Raw genomic sequence first — 16,667 nt, forward strand, 5'->3', positions numbered from 1 at the left:
AGCCCGACGACGTTGTTCTTCAGCGTCTGGCGATCGATCGACTGCACGCCGAACGCCATCTGCGGCTGCTGGTCGATGAAGATCAGCTGGCTGTTGTGCGGAGTAAGTACTTCAAGCTTGGGATTGCTCATGATGGTGATGTCCTTTGACGCGAAGAAAGATGAGGCTTGCCTGGCCGACGAATCCGCGAAGCGTCCAATGCGCCGAGTCGCAAGCGTCGGCAGCCAGCCTGCGCCATTCAATACGCGAACTTGCGGCCGCACCAGTTAATTGTTCTGATTTTCGCCACGCGCTGAATTCAGACTGAAAAGATCTGAATTTCATTGAATGCGCTGACGACGAACGCGCGGACCTGATAGGCTGGCCCAAGACTTTCGGATCGACGCCAGCCCGGTAGTTATCCGTATCTTTAACGGCCGTCATTCCATTCCAGACCCATGAAACCGTACATTGCTTCACTGCTCGCCGGCATCCTCGCCGGCGTCGTTTATGCGCTGATCGGCGTGCAATCGCCGGCGCCGCCCGCCGTCGCCCTGGCCGGCCTGCTCGGCATTCTCGCCGGCGAGCAGATTCTTCCCGTGGTGCGTCGGATGTTCGACGGCATCCAACTGGGAACCGCGTGGCGCGACGCCAAGTGCAGCCAGCACATGTTCGGCGCGCTTCCCGGCGCACACGCCGACGCTGCCGCGAAGCGCCGCGAATCGACGCCGACGTGACAGGCCGATGTCGAGCGAACGCGGCGTCGGCCCGACCGTTGGCTCGCAGGCGTGCGTGTCCCGGCACGTCGGGCGACGACCCGTTTTGAACCGTATTGGATTCAGCGCCGCTCGACGACGCGACATCGCCTGATGCGCTTGCCGTCGCGAAATTCCCCATGAAGCTGTCTTTCGAAGCACTCGAGGCACTGGACGCGATCGACCGCACCGGTACGTTTGCCGACGCTGCAGAGTTGGTGCACCGCGTGCCGTCCGCACTGACATACGTCGTACGGAAGCTCGAGAGCGATCTCGGCGTCGCGTTGTTCGATCGCAGCGGGCGTCGTGCGAAGCTCACGCACGCGGGCCGCATCGTCGTCGAGGAAGGCCGTCGTCTGCTTCGCGCTGCCGAACAGCTTGAACGGAAGGCGCAGCGCGCGCAGCAAGGTTGGGAAACCGAGATCCGCGTCTGCATCGCCGAGATACTGCCTTTCGACAAGCTGTGGCCATACGTCCACGCGTTCTACGATCTCGAAATGGATACGCGGCTGCGACTCTCCACCGAAGTGCTCGGCGGCACCTGGGACGCACTGATTTCGCGGCGGGCCGATCTGATCGTCGGCGCGGCCGGCGAGCCGCCTGAACTGCCGGACATCGTCGCGCAGCCAATCGGCACGCTGCGGCACGTGTTCGCGGTCGCCCCTACCCATCCGCTCGCCGCGCTGCCCGAACCGCTGTCGATGGCATCGATCGTCGAGTATCGCGGCGCGGTGATCTCCGACACGTCCCGCGAACTTCAGCCGCAGTCGGCCGCGCTTGACCCTGGCCAACGGTATCTCGCGGTGCCGACGCTCGCTGCGAAACTGGCCGCGCAATGCGAAGGGCTCGCGGTGGGTACGCTCCCGGACTGCATCGCGGCGCCCGCGATCGCGCAAGGCAGGCTCGTCGCGCGGGAAGTCACCGGCATGCGCGACACGACCCATTGCTATATCGCGTGGCGCGCCAACGAAGCCGGGCGCGCGCTACGCTGGTGGGTCGAACGGCTCGGTCACCACGACCTCGTCGACCGGTTCACCGCGCGCGTGTGACGCTGCGCTTTCTACGAACGGTCGAGCGGTCTCGCGCTTGCTCACCTGCATCAAGCCGTTCCCGAAATCAGCGTCGAAAGAATGAAGAGCGGAGCGGCTTCGCCGCCCCCCATTCCGCACGCAGCCGACGTCGCGTGCGGAATCGGCGTTCAGCGCGACGCGGACGGCTCGCCGGTCCGGCCGGATCGCCAGGTAAGGAAGCCGAGCGCCGCGAGCGGCAGCGCCAGTGCCCAGAACCCGGCGTACAGGTAGGCGCTCGCCCCGGCGCCCGCGCCGAGCGCGAATCCGGCAACCGGCGGCAGCGTGCGTCGCAGCCGCGCGCGTGCGGCTTCCCGTTCGGCCGGGGCGGCGATCGGCACGAGCCAGTCGAATGCATCGATGACCGCCTGCGTGACGTTGCCGGTCATCACGGTGTTCGCGACGACGGTGCGCGCGGTCAGCCGGCCGTGCGCGTTCTGCACGCCCATTGCCGCCGCACCGAGCAGCCCGCAGACGATCGTCGCGGGCGCATCGGCGCTGCCGATCGGCGACGCCGCGACGCCGGCGAGCATGAATCCGGCCAGCAGGATCGTCTGCAGCGCGTACAGCGCGCGCGCCCGCGGGCCATGCCCGCGCACGCGCATCCGGTGATCGAGCAGGCGGGCGGCCACGATCCCCGCGATGAATGCCGGAAACGCGAGCCACTTGATCATGAGGCCCTGACCGACACCGGCGAGGCCCGATCCGATCAGGATGAAGTTGCCGGTGACGTGCGCGGTAAAGAGCCCGAACAGCGCGACGAAGCCGAGCGTGTCGACATAGCCGGCGATCGATGCAAGGTACACATCCTCGCCGCGCAGGCGATCGGGGGCCGCCGCGCCCGCTGCCGTTACTTGCACGGGCTGCATGTCGTGGCTTCCGCGGTTGTGTCGGCGGTGTCCGCATCGCGGACCGGTGCGGCGAGCGGGATCGCCGGCTCGTCGACGACGATGCCGAGCCGGCGCGCGAGCGCGATCAGCGGCGCCGCGGGCGATTGCACGCGCACGCGGTGATACGGGAAGCCGACTGCGATAGCGGCTCCCGGCGAGATCAGATAAGGCATGGTCCGTTCCGGTTGCGCCGCGGGCCCGGCCGACAGGATGGCGTCCGGCCCGTGCGGCGGTTCTGAAGCAAGACTAAGGGAACGCCCGCCTGAAAGTCACGGCGGCGAACTGAATTTTCCTGAAAGCGCCGCGCAACGCGCGGCTCGGCATGGCACCCGCCTGCGTGGCCGGCCGCGCCGGGGCGCGCGTACGACATCGCGACGCCGGCCTCCGAAGCACAGCGCAACGCGGAAATCGAACGGCAGATCGACGCGTTCCTCAACGGCACGCCGGCCACGCTGAAGCGTATCGCGTCCGGCGCATCCGCGATGCGCCCGCGCCGCAAGCGACGCAGCGGCGCCACGCTCGAGCCGATTCAGAACGATTCAGCCGCGACGCGCGTCGTCTGCCCTATGCTCGGACAGCATCGGACGCGTGCGGTATCGCGCACCGCCCGCAGAACCGGGATTCCTCCATGACGACCGACACGCTTGCGCTCACCCATCACACCGTTACGGCGAACGGCATCCGCCAGCACTTCATCGACGCCGGCGCCGGGCCCGTCGTCGTGCTGCTGCACGGCTTCCCCGAAACCAGCTTCGCGTGGCGCTTCCAGATTCCGGCGCTCGCGCGGCACTATCGCGTGATCGCGCCCGACCTGCGCGGCTACGGCGAAACCGACAAGCCCGCGGCCGGCTACGACAAGCGCAACATGGCGCGCGATCTCGCCGCGCTGCTCGATGCGCTCGGCATCGAGCGCATCGCGCTCGTCGGGCACGATCGCGGCGCACGCGTCGCGACGCGTTTCGCGAAGGACTTCCCCGAACGCGTCGAGCGGCTCGTCGTGATGGACAATGTGCCGACGCGCATCGTCGCGCAGAACATGACCGCGCAAACGGCGCGCGCATACTGGTTTTTCCTGTTCCATCAGGTGCCCGACCTGCCGGAAGCGCTGATCGCCGGCAAGGAAGCCGAATGGCTCGGCTATTTTTTCGCCGACTGGTGCTACAACCCGCACGCCATCGCGGGCGACGCGTTCGACGCCTACGTGCGCGCGTACCGGCGCCCGGGGGCCGTGCGCGGCGCGCTGGCCGACTATCGCGCGAACGCGGAAGACGTGCAGCAGGACCTCGTCGACGCCGATGTCAGGATCGCATGCCCGACGATGGCGATCTGGGGCGAGGATTTCTACGCGGTCGGCAAGATGTTCGACATGAAGGCCGTATGGGAAAGCATGGCGACGAACCTGCGCGCCGAGCCGATCGCACAGTGCGGGCATTTGCCGCACGAGGAACAGCCCGAGCGCGTGAACGCGCTGCTGCTCGACTTCCTGCGCGGCTGGGCCGGCTGACGCAACGCCCGCCGCACGCGGCATCATCGGAGGAACACCGGATGGAACACGGAACGGGCCGCAAGGCCGTCATCGCCGGCGGATCGGTCGGCGGGCTGTTCGCGGCGACCGCGCTGCGCGCGACCGGCTGGGACGTCCGCGTATTCGAACAATCGCCGTACGCGCTCGACAGCCGCGGCGGCGGCATCGTGCTGCAGCCGCCGATCGAGCGCGCGTTCGCGTTCGGCGGCGTAGCGCTACCGCGCGACATCGGCGTCGATTCGATCGACCGGATCTACGTCGATGCGCAGGACCGGATCGTGCAGCGCTTCGCGATGCCGCAGACGCAGACCGCGTGGAACGTGATCTACACGGCGCTCAAGCGCGCGCTGCCGGCCGGGATCGTCCAGGCCGGCGACGCGTTCGAGCGGTTCGAGCAGGACGGCGAGCGGATCGTCGCGCATTTCGCGAGCGGCCGCGCCGAGACCGCCGACCTGCTGATCGGCGCGGACGGCGGCCGCTCGACCGTGCGCGCGCAGTTGCTGCCGGACGTGCGCCCGACGTATGCGGGCTATGTCGCGTGGCGCGGGCTCGTCGACGAACGCACGCTGCCCGAGCAGGTGCTGTATCTGCTGCGCGAACGCTTCACGTTCCAGCAAGGCGACCGGCACCTGTTCCTCACCTATCTGGTGCCCGGCTCCGACGGCGCAACCGAAGCGGGCAAACGGCGCGTGAACTGGGTGTGGTACCGGCGTCTGGCGTCCGACCGGCTGCCGTCGCTGTTCCTTGCGCGCGACGGCACGCAGCGCGACGGATCGCTGCCGCCCGGCGCGATGCGCGACGACAACCGCACGGAACTCGTCGACGCCGCCGACCGGATGCTCGCACCGACGCTCGCCGCGCTCGTCGATGCGACACCCGCGCCGTTCGCGCAGGCGATCCTCGATCTCGCGGTCGAGCGGATGGCTTTCGGGCGCGCGGTGCTGCTCGGCGACGCCGCATGCATCGTGCGCCCGCACACGGCGGCGGGCGTCGCGAAAGCGGCGGACGATGCGATCGGTCTCGCCGAAGCATTGCGCGACGTCGCACGCGGCGCCGCGTTCGATGTCGCGCTGGCAGGCTGGGACGCCCGTCAGCGTGCAGCCGGTGCGTTGCTGTCCGCGCGCGGGATCGCGCTCGGCGCGCGGTTGATGGGCACGGCGTGAAGGTGCGCCTGCCGTCTGTCGGCCGCCGCGCGGTACGGATCGCCCTCGGAATTGAGCGCACGCAGCACGCTCGCGCGCCCGCCGTCGTCTGCGGGTAGTTGCGGCTGTCCGCGCGCGAAAGCCGGGGCCGCGGCTGCCGCAAGCCACGCGGCGATCGCCAGCCCCTTCGCTCGGCGCTTCATTGCGCGCTCGCGGTCGAGACGGACGCCGACGTCGCGGCCGTTGCCGTGTGCCGGTCGCCATGTGCGATCGCATACAGTTCGCGATTGCGCGCAATCGTCCCCGTGCTCGGCGGATAGTCCCAGTTCGACGTCGGCAGCGTACCGTCGCGCTCCGCCCGAATCAGGTCGGCGCGCACGTCGGCGCGCGTGATCGTGTCGCCGGCGGTTTGCGCGAATGCGACGATCGGTGCGCTCAGCGCACAGGACAGCAGGACTGCACGAATCAGCTTGTTCATGACGTTCACCTCCGAAAATGGCGTGTTCGCGTCCGCAGATCAGGCCGGACATCCGCTCCACATCGATGCGACGAGGAGTGGTATCCATTCTGCGATTCGCGCGCTTTCCGGAAGGTGAAGCTTCGATTACGGTCTTGTCATCCGGTCGCGACCCGGCCGCACGGCAGCGTCAGTCGACGCGTGACGGCGCCGTGTGCCGAACGGTGCCCAGAAACCGCGTCAACTCCACGGTCTGCGGCCGCTCGAAGATCTCGTCGGGCGTCCCGCTCTCCCACACGCGCCCCTGGTGCATGAACACGATCCTGTCGCTCACCGCACGCGCGAAGTTCATCTCGTGGGTGACCATGATCAGCGTCATGTCCTCGCGCGCGAGCTGCTCGATGACCCCCAGCACCTCGCCGACGAGCTCGGGATCGAGCGCGGACGTGATCTCGTCGCACAGCAGCACGCTCGGCTTCATCGCGAGCGCACGCGCGATCGCGACGCGTTGCTGCTGGCCGCCCGACAGGTGTTCCGGAAACGCGTCGAACTTGTCGCCGAGGCCGACGCGCTCGAGCATCAGCTCCGCGATCGCACGTGCCTGCTGACGGTGCGCCTTTTTCACCACCGACTGCGCGAGCATCACGTTCTGCCCGGCGCTCAGGTGCGGAAACAGGTTGTACTGCTGGAACACCATGCCGACCTTCAGCCGCAGCGCACGCAGGTCCGCGTGCCGTGCATCGACGCGTTCTCCGTCGACCGAAATCGTGCCTGCGTCGATACTCTCGAGCCCGTTGAGCGTGCGCAGCAGCGTGCTCTTGCCCGAGCCGCTGCGGCCGATGATCGATACGACCTGCCCGCGCTCGACGGACAGATCGATGCCCTTGAGCACATGATGGGTGCCGAAATTCTTTTCGACACCCCGGGTTTCAACGAGCGGCATGCCATCTCCTTTGCAACGTGCGCGCATAACGGGTAAGCGGATAGCAGAGCGCGAAATAGATCAGCGCGACGAGGCCATACACGACGAACGGCCGGAACGTCGCGTTCGAGATCGCGATACCGACCTTCGTCAGCTCGGTGAAGCCGATGATCGACACCAGCGCCGTATCCTTCACGGCCTGCACGCCGAAGCCGACCGTCGGCGCGATCGCGATGCGCGCGGCCTGCGGCAGGATCACGTGACGCAACTGCTCGACGTAACTCATCGCCAGGCTCGCCGACGCCTCCCACTGCCCTTTCGGCACCGCCTCGACACAGCCGCGCCAGATTTCGGCCAGATACGCGCTGGTGAAGAACGTGAGCCCGGCCGTGGCCGCGACCCACGGCGAAACGTCGAGCCCGACGAGCGGCAGGCCGAAGAACACGATGAACAGTTGCATCAGCAACGGCGTGCCCTGGAACACTTCGATATAGAGCTTCGCGACGCCGCGCAGCACCGTCGAATTCGACACGCGCATCACGAGCAGCCCGAGGCCGACGAGGCCGCCGGATACGAACGACACGATCGACAGCACGATCGTCCAGCGCGCGGCCAGCAGCAGGTTCGCGAGAATTTGCCCAAGCGTGAAATCGATCATCACGCACCTCGCACGCGCCGGGAGAACAGGCGGCGGCCCATCGCGCCGAGCGTGGCGCGCAGCAGCAGCGCCATCGCCAGATACGCGAACGTGATCGCGAAGTACGTCTCGAATGCGCGGAAGTTGCGCGACTGAATGTAGCTTGCCGCATAGGTCAGGTCGGCCACCGAGATCTGCGACACGACCGCCGAACCGAGCATCGTGATCACGATCTGGCTCGACAGCGCGGGAAACACCTTGGCGAGCGCCTGCGGCAGCACGACGTGGCGCAACATCTGCGCGCGCGACATCGCCAGCGCGGACGCCGCCTCCAGATGCCCTTTCGGCACGGCGGCCACGCCCGCGCGCACGATCTCGACCGAGTACGCGCCGAGATTGAGCGTCATCGCAAGGATCGCGGCCGTGTATTCGTCGATGTGCACACCGAGCGCCGGCAAGCCGAAGAAGATGAAGAACAGCTGGACGACGAACGGCGTATTGCGAATCGCCTCGACGTACGCGCCGATCAGCGGGCGCAACCGCACGGCCGCGCGCGCGTCGGCGCTGTACGCGGCCGCGCCCAGCACGCCGAGCGCCACGCCGAGCACGGTCGCGACCGCGGTCAGCGCGAGCGTGATCGCCGCGCCGCTCGCGAACACGCCGGCGTACTCGGCAAGCTCGCCGAATTGAAGCTGGTAGCTCATGGGAACGGGACAAGTTCGGGTTCGGACAACGACACGTGCCGCGCCGGCCATGCCGGCCGCGGCGCCGTGTCACGCGACACGGCGTTTCGTCACAGTCCGGCCGGCAACGGCTGGCCGAGCCACTTGCGCGACATTTCGCCCAGCGTGCCGTCCTGCTTCGCATGCGCGATCGCATCGTCGATCTTCGCGAGCAGGCGCGGCTCGTTCTTGTTGACGCCGACGAAGCACGGCGAATTCTTGATCACGAACTTGACCTCGGGGCGGCGCGGCGGATTCTTCGCGAGAATCGCCGCCGCGACGATGTTGCCGGCCGCGATCAGTTGGACTTGCCCCGACAGGAACGCCTGGATCGTCGCGTTGTTGTCCTCGAAGCGCTTGATCGTCGCGCTCGGCGCGAGCTGCGACAGCGCAATCTCCTCGAGCGCGCCGCGCGTGGCGCCGACCGTCTTGCCGGACAGGTCGGCGGGCGAGCTCACCTTCACGTCGGCAGGCCCGAACACGCCCTGGAAATACGGTGCGTAAGCGCTCGAGAAATCGATGACCTTCTCGCGCTCCGGTGTCTTGCCGAGCGACGAGATCACCATGTCGACCTTGTTGGTCGTCAGGTACGGAATCCGGTTCGCGCTGTTCACGGGCACCAGCTTCAGCTTGACGCCGAGCGCTTTGGCGAGCAGCGCGGCCATGTCGATGTCGTAGCCCTGCGGCTGCATGTCCGTGCCGACCGAGCCGAACGGCGGATAGTCCTCGGGCACCGCGACGCGCAGCGTGCCGTTTTTCGCGATGGTGTCGAGCGCATCGGCATGGGCCGGCACGGCGGCGAACAGCGCCATCACGGGGGCGGCGATCAGTGCTGCCAGCCAGGTGCGTCGGGGGAACGGTCGGGTCGTCGGGCTCACGGTGAATCTTCCTTGTCTGGTATGTCGTCGGGCAGCGCGCAACGATTGCGCGGCCGAACCACTCCAGCAAAAACCAGGCCATTGCCGCAAAACGCCGGCCGCACCGGCGCGAGACGGAAATTTCGGCGAACCTTTCGGTGTACCGCATTCCTCATTTCGGTGCATGAGCCGGCACCTTCGGCAACGGTTGCCCTCGCAGTGCGCGCCGGCGCACCAAATTACCCAATTGGTTCACCCGCCGCCGAGGCCCCTATGCACGGATTCGAACAGACGCAGTCCAATTTTGCATGCCGTTTGTGACGGGAATTACGGCTGAATACGTTCGCGACGTACCGTGCCTTTCGCCACGCCCGGCGAATCGCGAACAGGACGGGCGCGCTTGCTTCCGCGCGCCGGTCCGCCGGTACCGGTGGTCCCGATCGTCCCGCGATCGGGATGATTCCAATCCCATCCGTGCGCGAGGATACCGTCATGGCATCGATTCCCGAACCGTCGACAACCGGCGAAACCGACAAACGCAGCTGGCTCGAATCGCACGAAGCCGGTTATCACAAGACCCTCGGCAATCGACAGGTGCAGATGATCGCGATCGGCGGGGCCATCGGCACCGGGCTGTTTCTCGGCGCCGGCGGCCGGCTGCAGGCCGCCGGCCCGTCGCTCGCGATCGTCTATCTCGTATGCGGCGCGTTTTCGTTCCTGATCCTGCGTGCGCTTGGCGAGCTCGTGATGCATCGCCCCAGCAGCGGCAGCTTCGTGTCGTACGCGCGCGAATTCCTCGGCGAGAAGGCATCGTTCGTCGCGGGCTGGATGTACTTCCTGAACTGGGCGATGACCGGCATCGTCGACATCACCGCCGTCGCGCTCTACATGCATTACTGGGCGCCGTTTTCGGGCGTGCCGCAGTGGATCTTCGCGCTCGTCGCGCTCTGCATCGTCGCGACGATGAACCTGATCGGCGTGAAGTGGTTCGCGGAGATGGAGTTCTGGTTCGCGCTGGTCAAGGTCGCCGCGATCGTGCTGTTTCTCGTGATCGGCGCGGCGATCCTCGGCACGGGCATGCCGGTGGCCGGCCATGGCACCGGCATGCATCTGATCACCGACAACGGCGGGTTCTTTCCGCACGGACTGATGCCGGCGCTGGTGCTGGTGCAAGGCGTGGTGTTCGCATTCGCAGGCGTCGAACTGGTGGGCACGGCCGCCGGCGAATGCAAGGACGCGCGCAAGGTGCTGCCGCGCGCGATCAACAACGTGATCTGGCGCATCGCGATCTTCTACGTCGCATCGGTCGTGCTGCTGGTCTGCCTGCTGCCGTGGAGCGCGTACAAGGCGGGCCAGAGCCCGTTCGTCACGTTCTTCGGCGCGCTCGGCGTGCCGGGCATCGGCTCGGTGATGAACCTTGTGGTGCTGACGGCCGCGCTGTCGAGCCTGAACTCCGGCCTGTATTCGACGGGGCGCGTGCTGCGCGCGCTGTCGATGGGCGGCTCGGCCCCCGCGTTCCTCGCGCGGATGAGCGCGCAGTCCGTCCCGTACGCGGGCATTCTGGTGACGGTCGCGATCTATGTGGTCGGCGTGCTGCTCAACTATCTCGTGCCGTCGAGCGTGTTCGAGATCGTGCTGAACATCGCATCGCTCGGCATCATCAGCACATGGGGCTTCATCGTCGTGTGCCAGATGAGGTTCCGCGCCGCGGTCCGGCGCGGCGAGGCGGACGACGTCTCGTTCAGGATGCCGGGCGCGCCCGTGACATCGTGGCTCACGCTGCTGTTCCTGCTCGGCGTGCTGGTGCTGATGGCCTTCGACTACCCGAACGGGACATGGACGATTGCATCGATCCCGCTGGTCGCGCTGCTGCTCGTGGCCGGCTGGAAGTGGTTGAGCCGCCGTGCGCGCCGTGCGTTGCTCAAGCCGACGATTCCGTCGGTCGCCCTCACGCAGAACGTGCTCGAGAAAGGCGAGCACTGAATCGCGGCGGCATGCGTGCCGTCGATCGATCCGCCGCCGGCACCGCGGGCAGCGGTCGATCGCCGCGTTCAGTGATGCTCGTACAACTGCTGCGTGTCGAGCGACGCGAACGATGAGGTCGCGGGCGTTGCAGCGTCGGTCGGCCGTGCAGCGGCCGATTGCGCTTGCTGCGCGGCGACCTTCGCCTCGGCGGCCTGGATGTCTTCCGGATAGTAAGGATCGCTGCCGATAGGCCGATAACCGGCCTTTTCGACACGGACGAGATCGGCACGCACTTCGGCGCGTGTGACCGTATGGTCGGTGGTTTGCGCAAAGGCGACGATCGGTGCGCTCAGCGCACAGGACAGCAGGACTGCACGAATCAGGTTGGTCATGATGTTCACCTCACAAGATGGCATGTTTGCGTCCGCAGATCAGGCCGGACATCCGCTCCGCATCGATGCGATGAGGAGTTGTGTCCATTCTGCGATTCGCGCGCTTTCCTGAAGGTGAGGCTTCGATTACGGTTTTGTCATCCGGGCGCTGGCGCATGTCGGGTGCGACCGGGCGCCCGTTGATCGGGCACGGCACGGGTGCGCAACGCGCGCCGCATGTCTGCCGACCATCGCGTTCATGCCGTCGCGTCGAGCGGCCGCACTTCCGGAATCATCGCGGCCTGGCCGCGCACGATTCCGTCTGCGTCCATGAGTTGCCACACGGTCGCGCGCTCGATCCAGAAACGCTTGCCGGACTTCGTGACGCGCACGCCGCGGTATTCGGACACGAAGCCGTCGCGCGCCACCTTGTCGAGAAACAACTGGCGCTCGCGACGCTCCATCGGTTCCGCCGACAGCCGTGACGGCAACGCCGTCAGTTCGTCCCAGTCGTATTCGAAAATCGCCTGCGCGCGCTTGTTGCCGTACACGAACACCGGATCGGCCGACGCGTCGTGCGCCAGGATGCCGAACGGTGCCACGCCATACAACCACGCGGCGCCGTCGGATGCGCTCATGCCGTCGGGAACGAGCGGGCGGTTCAGCAGCCGGCGGTAGGAGTCGGCAAGAAGAAGGAAGAAGTGTGCATCGGTGCGCAACGACATCGATCAGGCTCCTGATATCGGCAACGGGTCAATGAGCGACGGCTCACGGTCCATCATTATAGGGATGAAGCAGCACGCCGAAGTCGGGCTGGGCAGTCACACGCGGTAAGCCGCACGGTTTCGCGAACCATTGCGCGGGCCCTGCATCGATCCGGAACGTGAGGACGTCCCGGACCAGCGGCGCAGCCAAGACTGATCGATCTTCACGTCACCGGAATGACGGGCGGCATCGTGGGAGCACGTCGACGACGGACGCGCGATCACCCGACTCGTCGCCATGTTTCGATTCAGGTGCGCGGCAACAGCAGCGCGACGGTTACCGCCACGAGGGCCGGCACGCCGAACGCGATCGCGAGCACCGGCAGTTCCTCGCGCACGCCGTATCCGGCTCGATACACGCCGACCCACAGATTGACCAGCGAGATACCGAGCCAGACAGGCACGAACGCCTTCGCGGCGAATGCCGGCGATGCCGCCTGCACGCCCCACAACTGCCCAAACAACAGGAACACGGCCAGCAAAAGCACGCCGGCGACGATCGTCCAGAGCGTATGCATTGTTTCCACCTTATACGAAGACGCCGGGCATCCTGCCGATGTCCTTTTCCGCATAAGGCGGAATACGTCGAACATCGCATCGGGAACGCTGATCAGCATCGATTGGGGTTACTCGGCGCATCGAAACCGGCCTTGCCGTTGTACGCCCCCATCCCGCTGTAGCGAATGCCGCCAAAGGACATGACGTCCAGCGCGGTCGAACTCGCCAGCCGCTTTCTCGGTGCCCGAAACGGCATCACCCCGGCCCCTCGAAATCAGAGCCCTAACTCAGTCAATCCTGAATGGTCGTCCGGACGTCGACCGAGCGGCCAGTGAAATTTTCGGTCGGCCTCCCTGATCGGCAGGTCATTGATGCTTGCATGGCGATAATGCATCAGGCCATCCGGATCGAACAGCCAATTTTCATTGCCATATGAACGAAACCAGTTGTTTGCATCATCCCTCCATTCATAGGCAAAACGTACCGCGATACGGTCATTCGAGAAGGCCCACAGTTCCTTAATAAGCCGATAATCGAGCTCACGCCGCCATTTGCGCTCGAGGAACGCGCAAACTTCAGCTCGACCAGAAATGAATTCCGCGCGATTTCGCCACACCGTATCGATCGAGTAAACGAGAGAAACCTTTTCGGGATTGCGAGAGTTCCATCCATCCTCGGCAGCGCGGATCTTCGCTACCGCAGACTCATGCGTGAACGGCGGGACCAACGACAGTTTTGCATTATCTTTTTGCATTTTTCAATCGCCCCAGAATCAAATTGAACCATCACCACGCGCGATCTCGGATGCCACCGCATCGGTCTCGGCGGACTTTCAGCGCGGCGTCCAACGACCGCGAATCCGGCAGCAGCGAGCCGAAGCGCGACCGCCCTTCCGATACCGCCCGATGCGCCCGTGACTAGCGTGACCTTTGTCGATTTAGACAGCTTGATCGTTATGCTGAAAACTTGACGCGGAGGATTTTCTCTCCCGCATCAGTGGTGCGCGTATTCCGTGCGTGCAATCGGTGTAGCTCGCACTTTCGAATACTGAAACACCGGCATGGCTTTGAGCGCATTCCGCGTCGCGCCGGCCCAGACGAGCTTGCCGCCGATGAAGTCGATCTGCGTGACAGGCACCGCAACGTCGTGCGCAGACACGCCAAGGAACTGGTGCGCCGCGACGATCGCGAATGAAACGGCGTCGTCGGGTGTGACGATGATGTCGTGCAGTACCCCTACCTTCTCACCGCGGTCGTTGTAGATTTCCTTGCCGAGCAGACTCTTCCTTGCGCTCCAGCCATTCACCACGAGACTGGCCTGTTCGATGCTCACGCCGACCACCTCGCTGCCGGCGATCTGTGCGTCGGCAGGCATCGCGCCGGATACAAGCGATGCTGCGATAAATGCTCCGGCGATCCATTTCGATGTTTCCATCATTCACTCCAGTCAGTCCAGAAATCGCGGCAACTCCGGTCCTCATGGGCCGACGCAATCGCCGCAGCCCGCCAAGCACGTGCCCTAACCGCACATCCTCGGACACGAAGGCATATTGCCGCCCTTCTCACACTGCGATGTCGAAATTGGCAGCGCGTTTTCGAATTCGCACGACGGTGCGACCGGATTCCTCATTCAGCACGAGCGAATCGCCGATCTCGTGCATTTCTGGAAAATCTGCCCGCGCGCGACGAATACAGTATGGGCGACGCCGCAGAGTGGAAATCAGCCCTCCCTTTCACCTGGACCAGAGGAACCCGAGTCATGAAGATCGACACAAGCAACGTGACGGAAAGCGAGCGCCGCCCGCTGTCGGCTTGGTTCGCGGTCTGCCCGTGCGAAAGAGGACGCCGCGCCATTCGGCGCAACCGCTGATGCCGACAGAGATTCTGTTGCTCGGCTCGATGCTTGTCGCGGTAACCGGCGCCGTCCAGGCGGCAAGTGTTTCGTTCGCTCTGCCTCAAACGTTCGTGGTGTCATTCGTCGGCATTCTGTTCGGAGCGATATTTCTCGCGATGCATGCGTGGATTCCGGAGCCGGCGCTTGCGTTTGTCGACCCGGTCGTCGCAGGGCCGCTTTCAGCGGACATGTGCCTGACGCTGTTTCTGCCACCGCTGCTATTCCAATCGGCATTGCGTGTCGAGGTTCGCGAGATACTCGGCGACTGGCTGCCGATTCTGATTCTCGCGATCATCGGCGTGTTTGTAGCGACCGTATCGATCGGGTTCGTCGCGTCATTCGCCGCAAACGTACCGTCCAGGGACGGTCTGTTGCTTGGCGCAATTGTCGCCACGACCGACGCATCGGCGGTCCTTGCCGTATTTCGCAGCGTGACGGCGCCCAGCCGGCTCGTACGCCTCGTCGAAGGTGAAAGCTTACTGAACGATGCCGCCGCGATTTCGATCGCAACGGTCCTGCTCACGGCATCGCACAATGCCGATTCGGTCTCACAGACGGTCGCAGAGATATCGCAGGGCTTTGCTACTTCATTCGTTGGTGGTGCGATGCTGGGCATGGCCGTGGGACGCATGCTTGCCTGGGCACTCGTTCACCTTGGCGGCGAAGGAAAGGCTGAGCTGACGCTGACCCTGGCGGTTCCCTACCCGCTCTATATTCTCGGCAACACGTTCTTCCATGTCTCTGGCGTCGTGGCTGTCGTAACGGCGGGACTCGTGATCGGCGGGCTGGGACGGACTCGGCTCACCCCGCGCAATTGGTCGCATCTTCAACTCATGTGGGAACAGGTGGCCGGAATTGCCGGCACGCTTGTATTCCTTCTCGCGACGATACGCGTGCCCGGTCTGTTGAGAGCCGCCCGAGCGTCCGATATCCTGACGCTCGGGGCGGTCATCATCGCCGCACTTGCCGCCCGGCTCGCGGTACTGTTTGGCGTGTTTCCCTCGGTGTCCCGTCTAGGGTTGAGCAATGCCGTCACGCGTTCCTTCAGGCTGGTGATCACCTGGGGCGGCTTACGCGGAGCAGTCACCATCATTCTCGCGCTCGGTATCGAGGGCAACGCGGCGTTGCCTGAACCTGCACGTCGCTTCGTTTCAGTGCTGGCAACCGGTTTCGTCCTCTTTTCGCTGGTCGTCAATGGATCGACGCTCCGCCCCCTGATTCGCTTTCTCGGGCTCGATCGCCTCTCGCCGCAAGACATGGCGCTGCAGGAACGCGTCGTCGGCATTGCAGGGACGGAAATCGACGGGCTCGTGCGCGCGTCAGCGCGGTCTCTTCGGATCGACCCGAATCTCGCATGCGACGCAATCGATGCCTATCACCAAAGCATATCGCTCGATAACTTATTGCACTGCGACGACGTCGCGACGACCGACGAAGACCGGCTGACGGCCGGCTTACTCGCGGTTGCGCGCAGGGAAGGCGATCTCATCCCGCGGTACGGCAACGGAATCATCTCGGTCGCGAATCTGGATCGCATGATTGCGAACGCAGGCTCGATGACGGAAGCAGTCCGGCATGGCGGGCGCGTCGCATATCGGCAGGCGGCGGCACAAATTCTGCAGGTCAGATGGAGCTATCGGGCTGCCCGGTGGCTCCATTCATGGTTGAAGGTCAGTTGGCCATTCTCTCGTGCGCTCCAGAACCGGTTCGAATTACTCATATGCCGGGGCGCCGTGCTGGAACAACTCCGTCGCTATACCGAAACCAGCCTTCAGCCGCTACTCGGCCCTGAAACGACGAAGACGCTCTCCGCAATTCTTGACGGCCGCATCGACAGAACCGAAGAAGCAATCGCCGAGATGCGGAAGAATTTCGGCCAGTACACCGGCAAACTCGAGCGACGTATGTTGCTACTCGTCGCGCTGAACGCGGGACGCGATCGCATCGAGCGTCTGTACCGCGACCAGTCGATTTCCAGCGACGTGTACGAGTCGGTCAGCCGCGATTTCACGCGCGCATGGCGCAACGCAGTCGTACGACCCAAATTTTCTGTCGACGATGGGTGAAATTTGACCGACGTGCGGTCATCCCATCCAACGCTCCAATCGATTTTCCGTCGCCGCAACGGATATGCAATCCGGCGACGCACAGCCGCGCGTGCGGCCGGAAGCCACCATTGTGCGAACGTTCTTCATTCACGCCCCAAAAACCTACCTTGTGTCC

The 16,667-nt window shown here is 65.2% G+C and carries 19 protein-coding genes and 1 pseudogene; 6 read left to right on the forward strand and 14 right to left on the reverse strand.

Annotated features, from left to right (window positions below; all coding sequences use genetic code 11):
* Window positions 1-131 (reverse strand): annotated as a pseudogene (locus WT97_RS20825) (hydrolase); the annotation flags it as partial.
* 306 nt (window positions 132-437) lie between these two features.
* Between WT97_RS20825 and WT97_RS20830 the strand changes: the two are divergent.
* Both WT97_RS20830 and WT97_RS20835 read left to right on the forward strand, forming a co-directional pair.
* The gene (locus WT97_RS20830; protein ID WP_060354294.1) at window positions 438-716 is read left to right on the forward strand and encodes a XapX domain-containing protein; all 279 of its coding nucleotides are present in this window, start codon (window positions 438-440) and stop codon (window positions 714-716) included.
* Between the two features lie 158 nt (window positions 717-874).
* Window positions 875-1,783, forward strand: a complete 909-nt coding sequence (locus WT97_RS20835; protein ID WP_060354333.1) for a LysR family transcriptional regulator — start codon at window positions 875-877, stop codon at window positions 1,781-1,783.
* Between the two features lie 149 nt (window positions 1,784-1,932).
* On the opposite strand, the gene WT97_RS20840 is transcribed toward WT97_RS20835, so the two are convergent.
* Window positions 1,933-2,670 carry a YoaK family protein gene (locus WT97_RS20840; protein ID WP_060354295.1) on the reverse strand — a complete coding sequence of 246 codons (738 nt, stop codon included), beginning with the start codon at window positions 2,668-2,670 and terminating at the stop codon, window positions 1,933-1,935.
* Complete coding sequence (locus WT97_RS20845; protein WP_060354296.1) at window positions 2,652-2,864, reverse strand: DUF1427 family protein; 213 nt, start codon at window positions 2,862-2,864, stop codon at window positions 2,652-2,654. Before WT97_RS20845 ends, WT97_RS20840 begins: the two co-directional genes overlap by 19 nt.
* Before the next feature lie 455 nt (window positions 2,865-3,319).
* Here WT97_RS20845 and WT97_RS20850 point away from each other — a divergent pair, with 455 nt between their 5' ends.
* Both WT97_RS20850 and WT97_RS20855 read left to right on the forward strand, forming a co-directional pair.
* Window positions 3,320-4,195, forward strand: coding sequence for an alpha/beta fold hydrolase (locus tag WT97_RS20850; RefSeq protein ID WP_060354297.1), 876 nt, complete (start codon window positions 3,320-3,322; stop codon window positions 4,193-4,195).
* 41 nt (window positions 4,196-4,236) lie between these two features.
* Window positions 4,237-5,379 (forward strand): FAD binding domain-containing protein, encoded by a 1,143-nt coding sequence (locus WT97_RS20855; protein WP_060354298.1) that lies wholly within the window; start codon window positions 4,237-4,239, stop codon window positions 5,377-5,379.
* Between the two features lie 178 nt (window positions 5,380-5,557).
* Here the strand turns inward: WT97_RS20855 and WT97_RS20860 are convergent, their stop codons facing one another.
* The 5 genes from WT97_RS20860 to WT97_RS20880 form a co-directional block, all read right to left on the reverse strand.
* Window positions 5,558-5,836: a DUF4148 domain-containing protein gene (locus WT97_RS20860; protein WP_060354299.1), complete on the reverse strand. Its 279-nt coding sequence runs from the start codon at window positions 5,834-5,836 to the stop codon at window positions 5,558-5,560.
* Window positions 5,837-6,005: 169 nt separating this feature from the next.
* Window positions 6,006-6,758, reverse strand: a complete 753-nt coding sequence (locus WT97_RS20865) for an amino acid ABC transporter ATP-binding protein (RefSeq protein WP_060354300.1) — start codon at window positions 6,756-6,758, stop codon at window positions 6,006-6,008.
* Window positions 6,745-7,395: an amino acid ABC transporter permease gene (locus WT97_RS20870; protein WP_060354301.1), complete on the reverse strand. Its 651-nt coding sequence runs from the start codon at window positions 7,393-7,395 to the stop codon at window positions 6,745-6,747. The genes WT97_RS20865 and WT97_RS20870 overlap by 14 nt, the downstream gene beginning before the upstream one ends.
* Window positions 7,395-8,078, reverse strand: a complete 684-nt coding sequence (locus tag WT97_RS20875; RefSeq protein WP_060354302.1) for an amino acid ABC transporter permease — start codon at window positions 8,076-8,078, stop codon at window positions 7,395-7,397. Before WT97_RS20875 ends, WT97_RS20870 begins: the two co-directional genes overlap by 1 nt.
* An 89-nt stretch (window positions 8,079-8,167) precedes the next feature.
* Window positions 8,168-8,974, reverse strand: coding sequence for a transporter substrate-binding domain-containing protein (locus WT97_RS20880; protein ID WP_060354303.1), 807 nt, complete (start codon window positions 8,972-8,974; stop codon window positions 8,168-8,170).
* Window positions 8,975-9,445: 471 nt separating this feature from the next.
* Between WT97_RS20880 and ansP the strand changes: the two genes are divergently transcribed.
* Window positions 9,446-10,936, forward strand: a complete 1,491-nt coding sequence (gene ansP / locus WT97_RS20885; protein ID WP_060354304.1) for an L-asparagine permease — start codon at window positions 9,446-9,448, stop codon at window positions 10,934-10,936.
* Window positions 10,937-11,004: 68 nt separating this feature from the next.
* Here the strand turns inward: ansP and WT97_RS20890 are convergent, their stop codons facing one another.
* The 6 genes from WT97_RS20890 to WT97_RS20905 form a co-directional block, all read right to left on the reverse strand.
* On the reverse strand, window positions 11,005-11,310 hold the full coding sequence (locus WT97_RS20890; RefSeq protein ID WP_060354334.1) for a DUF4148 domain-containing protein: 306 nt from the start codon (window positions 11,308-11,310) through the stop codon (window positions 11,005-11,007).
* Between the two features lie 236 nt (window positions 11,311-11,546).
* Window positions 11,547-12,014: an MEKHLA domain-containing protein gene (locus WT97_RS20895; protein ID WP_060354305.1), complete on the reverse strand. Its 468-nt coding sequence runs from the start codon at window positions 12,012-12,014 to the stop codon at window positions 11,547-11,549.
* 287 nt (window positions 12,015-12,301) lie between these two features.
* Window positions 12,302-12,571, reverse strand: a complete 270-nt coding sequence (locus tag WT97_RS20900; RefSeq protein WP_059793082.1) for a hypothetical protein — start codon at window positions 12,569-12,571, stop codon at window positions 12,302-12,304.
* A gap of 254 nt (window positions 12,572-12,825) precedes the next feature.
* The gene (locus tag WT97_RS33235; protein ID WP_082741915.1) at window positions 12,826-13,305 is read right to left on the reverse strand and encodes a nuclear transport factor 2 family protein; all 480 of its coding nucleotides are present in this window, start codon (window positions 13,303-13,305) and stop codon (window positions 12,826-12,828) included.
* The gene (locus WT97_RS34645; RefSeq protein ID WP_082751459.1) at window positions 13,245-13,508 is read right to left on the reverse strand and encodes an SDR family NAD(P)-dependent oxidoreductase; all 264 of its coding nucleotides are present in this window, start codon (window positions 13,506-13,508) and stop codon (window positions 13,245-13,247) included. The genes WT97_RS33235 and WT97_RS34645 overlap by 61 nt, the downstream gene beginning before the upstream one ends.
* Window positions 13,509-13,544: 36 nt before the next feature.
* Window positions 13,545-13,985: a PRC-barrel domain-containing protein gene (locus tag WT97_RS20905; RefSeq protein WP_060354306.1), complete on the reverse strand. Its 441-nt coding sequence runs from the start codon at window positions 13,983-13,985 to the stop codon at window positions 13,545-13,547.
* 434 nt (window positions 13,986-14,419) lie between these two features.
* Here WT97_RS20905 and WT97_RS20910 point away from each other — a divergent pair, with 434 nt between their 5' ends.
* Entirely contained in the window at window positions 14,420-16,510 is a 2,091-nt protein-coding gene (locus tag WT97_RS20910; RefSeq protein ID WP_060354307.1) for a sodium:proton antiporter, read from the forward strand.
* Window positions 16,511-16,667: the final 157 nt, after the last annotated feature.

Source organism: Burkholderia sp. MSMB1459WGS (assembly GCF_001534535.1).
In the GTDB taxonomy this organism is placed as follows: domain Bacteria; phylum Pseudomonadota; class Gammaproteobacteria; order Burkholderiales; family Burkholderiaceae; genus Burkholderia.

What these genes read in the sequence shown, in the direction of transcription:
- WT97_RS20830 (WP_060354294.1), top strand. Translation starts at nt 438, where the DNA reads ATGAAACCGTACATTGCTTCACTGCTCGCCGGCATCCTCGCCGGCGTC.
- WT97_RS20835 (WP_060354333.1), top strand. Translation starts at nt 875, where the DNA reads ATGAAGCTGTCTTTCGAAGCACTCGAGGCACTGGACGCGATCGACCGC.
- WT97_RS20840 (WP_060354295.1), bottom strand. Translation starts at nt 2,670, where the DNA reads ATGCAGCCCGTGCAAGTAACGGCAGCGGGCGCGGCGGCCCCCGATCGC.
- WT97_RS20845 (WP_060354296.1), bottom strand. Translation starts at nt 2,864, where the DNA reads ATGCCTTATCTGATCTCGCCGGGAGCCGCTATCGCAGTCGGCTTCCCG.
- WT97_RS20850 (WP_060354297.1), top strand. Translation starts at nt 3,320, where the DNA reads ATGACGACCGACACGCTTGCGCTCACCCATCACACCGTTACGGCGAAC.
- WT97_RS20855 (WP_060354298.1), top strand. Translation starts at nt 4,237, where the DNA reads ATGGAACACGGAACGGGCCGCAAGGCCGTCATCGCCGGCGGATCGGTC.
- WT97_RS20860 (WP_060354299.1), bottom strand. Translation starts at nt 5,836, where the DNA reads ATGAACAAGCTGATTCGTGCAGTCCTGCTGTCCTGTGCGCTGAGCGCA.
- WT97_RS20865 (WP_060354300.1), bottom strand. Translation starts at nt 6,758, where the DNA reads ATGCCGCTCGTTGAAACCCGGGGTGTCGAAAAGAATTTCGGCACCCAT.
- WT97_RS20870 (WP_060354301.1), bottom strand. Translation starts at nt 7,395, where the DNA reads ATGATCGATTTCACGCTTGGGCAAATTCTCGCGAACCTGCTGCTGGCC.
- WT97_RS20875 (WP_060354302.1), bottom strand. Translation starts at nt 8,078, where the DNA reads ATGAGCTACCAGCTTCAATTCGGCGAGCTTGCCGAGTACGCCGGCGTG.
- ansP (WP_060354304.1), top strand. Translation starts at nt 9,446, where the DNA reads ATGGCATCGATTCCCGAACCGTCGACAACCGGCGAAACCGACAAACGC.
- WT97_RS20890 (WP_060354334.1), bottom strand. Translation starts at nt 11,310, where the DNA reads ATGACCAACCTGATTCGTGCAGTCCTGCTGTCCTGTGCGCTGAGCGCA.
- WT97_RS20895 (WP_060354305.1), bottom strand. Translation starts at nt 12,014, where the DNA reads ATGTCGTTGCGCACCGATGCACACTTCTTCCTTCTTCTTGCCGACTCC.
- WT97_RS20900 (WP_059793082.1), bottom strand. Translation starts at nt 12,571, where the DNA reads ATGCATACGCTCTGGACGATCGTCGCCGGCGTGCTTTTGCTGGCCGTG.
- WT97_RS33235 (WP_082741915.1), bottom strand. Translation starts at nt 13,305, where the DNA reads ATGCAAAAAGATAATGCAAAACTGTCGTTGGTCCCGCCGTTCACGCAT.
- WT97_RS20905 (WP_060354306.1), bottom strand. Translation starts at nt 13,985, where the DNA reads ATGGAAACATCGAAATGGATCGCCGGAGCATTTATCGCAGCATCGCTT.
- WT97_RS20910 (WP_060354307.1), top strand. Translation starts at nt 14,420, where the DNA reads ATGCCGACAGAGATTCTGTTGCTCGGCTCGATGCTTGTCGCGGTAACC.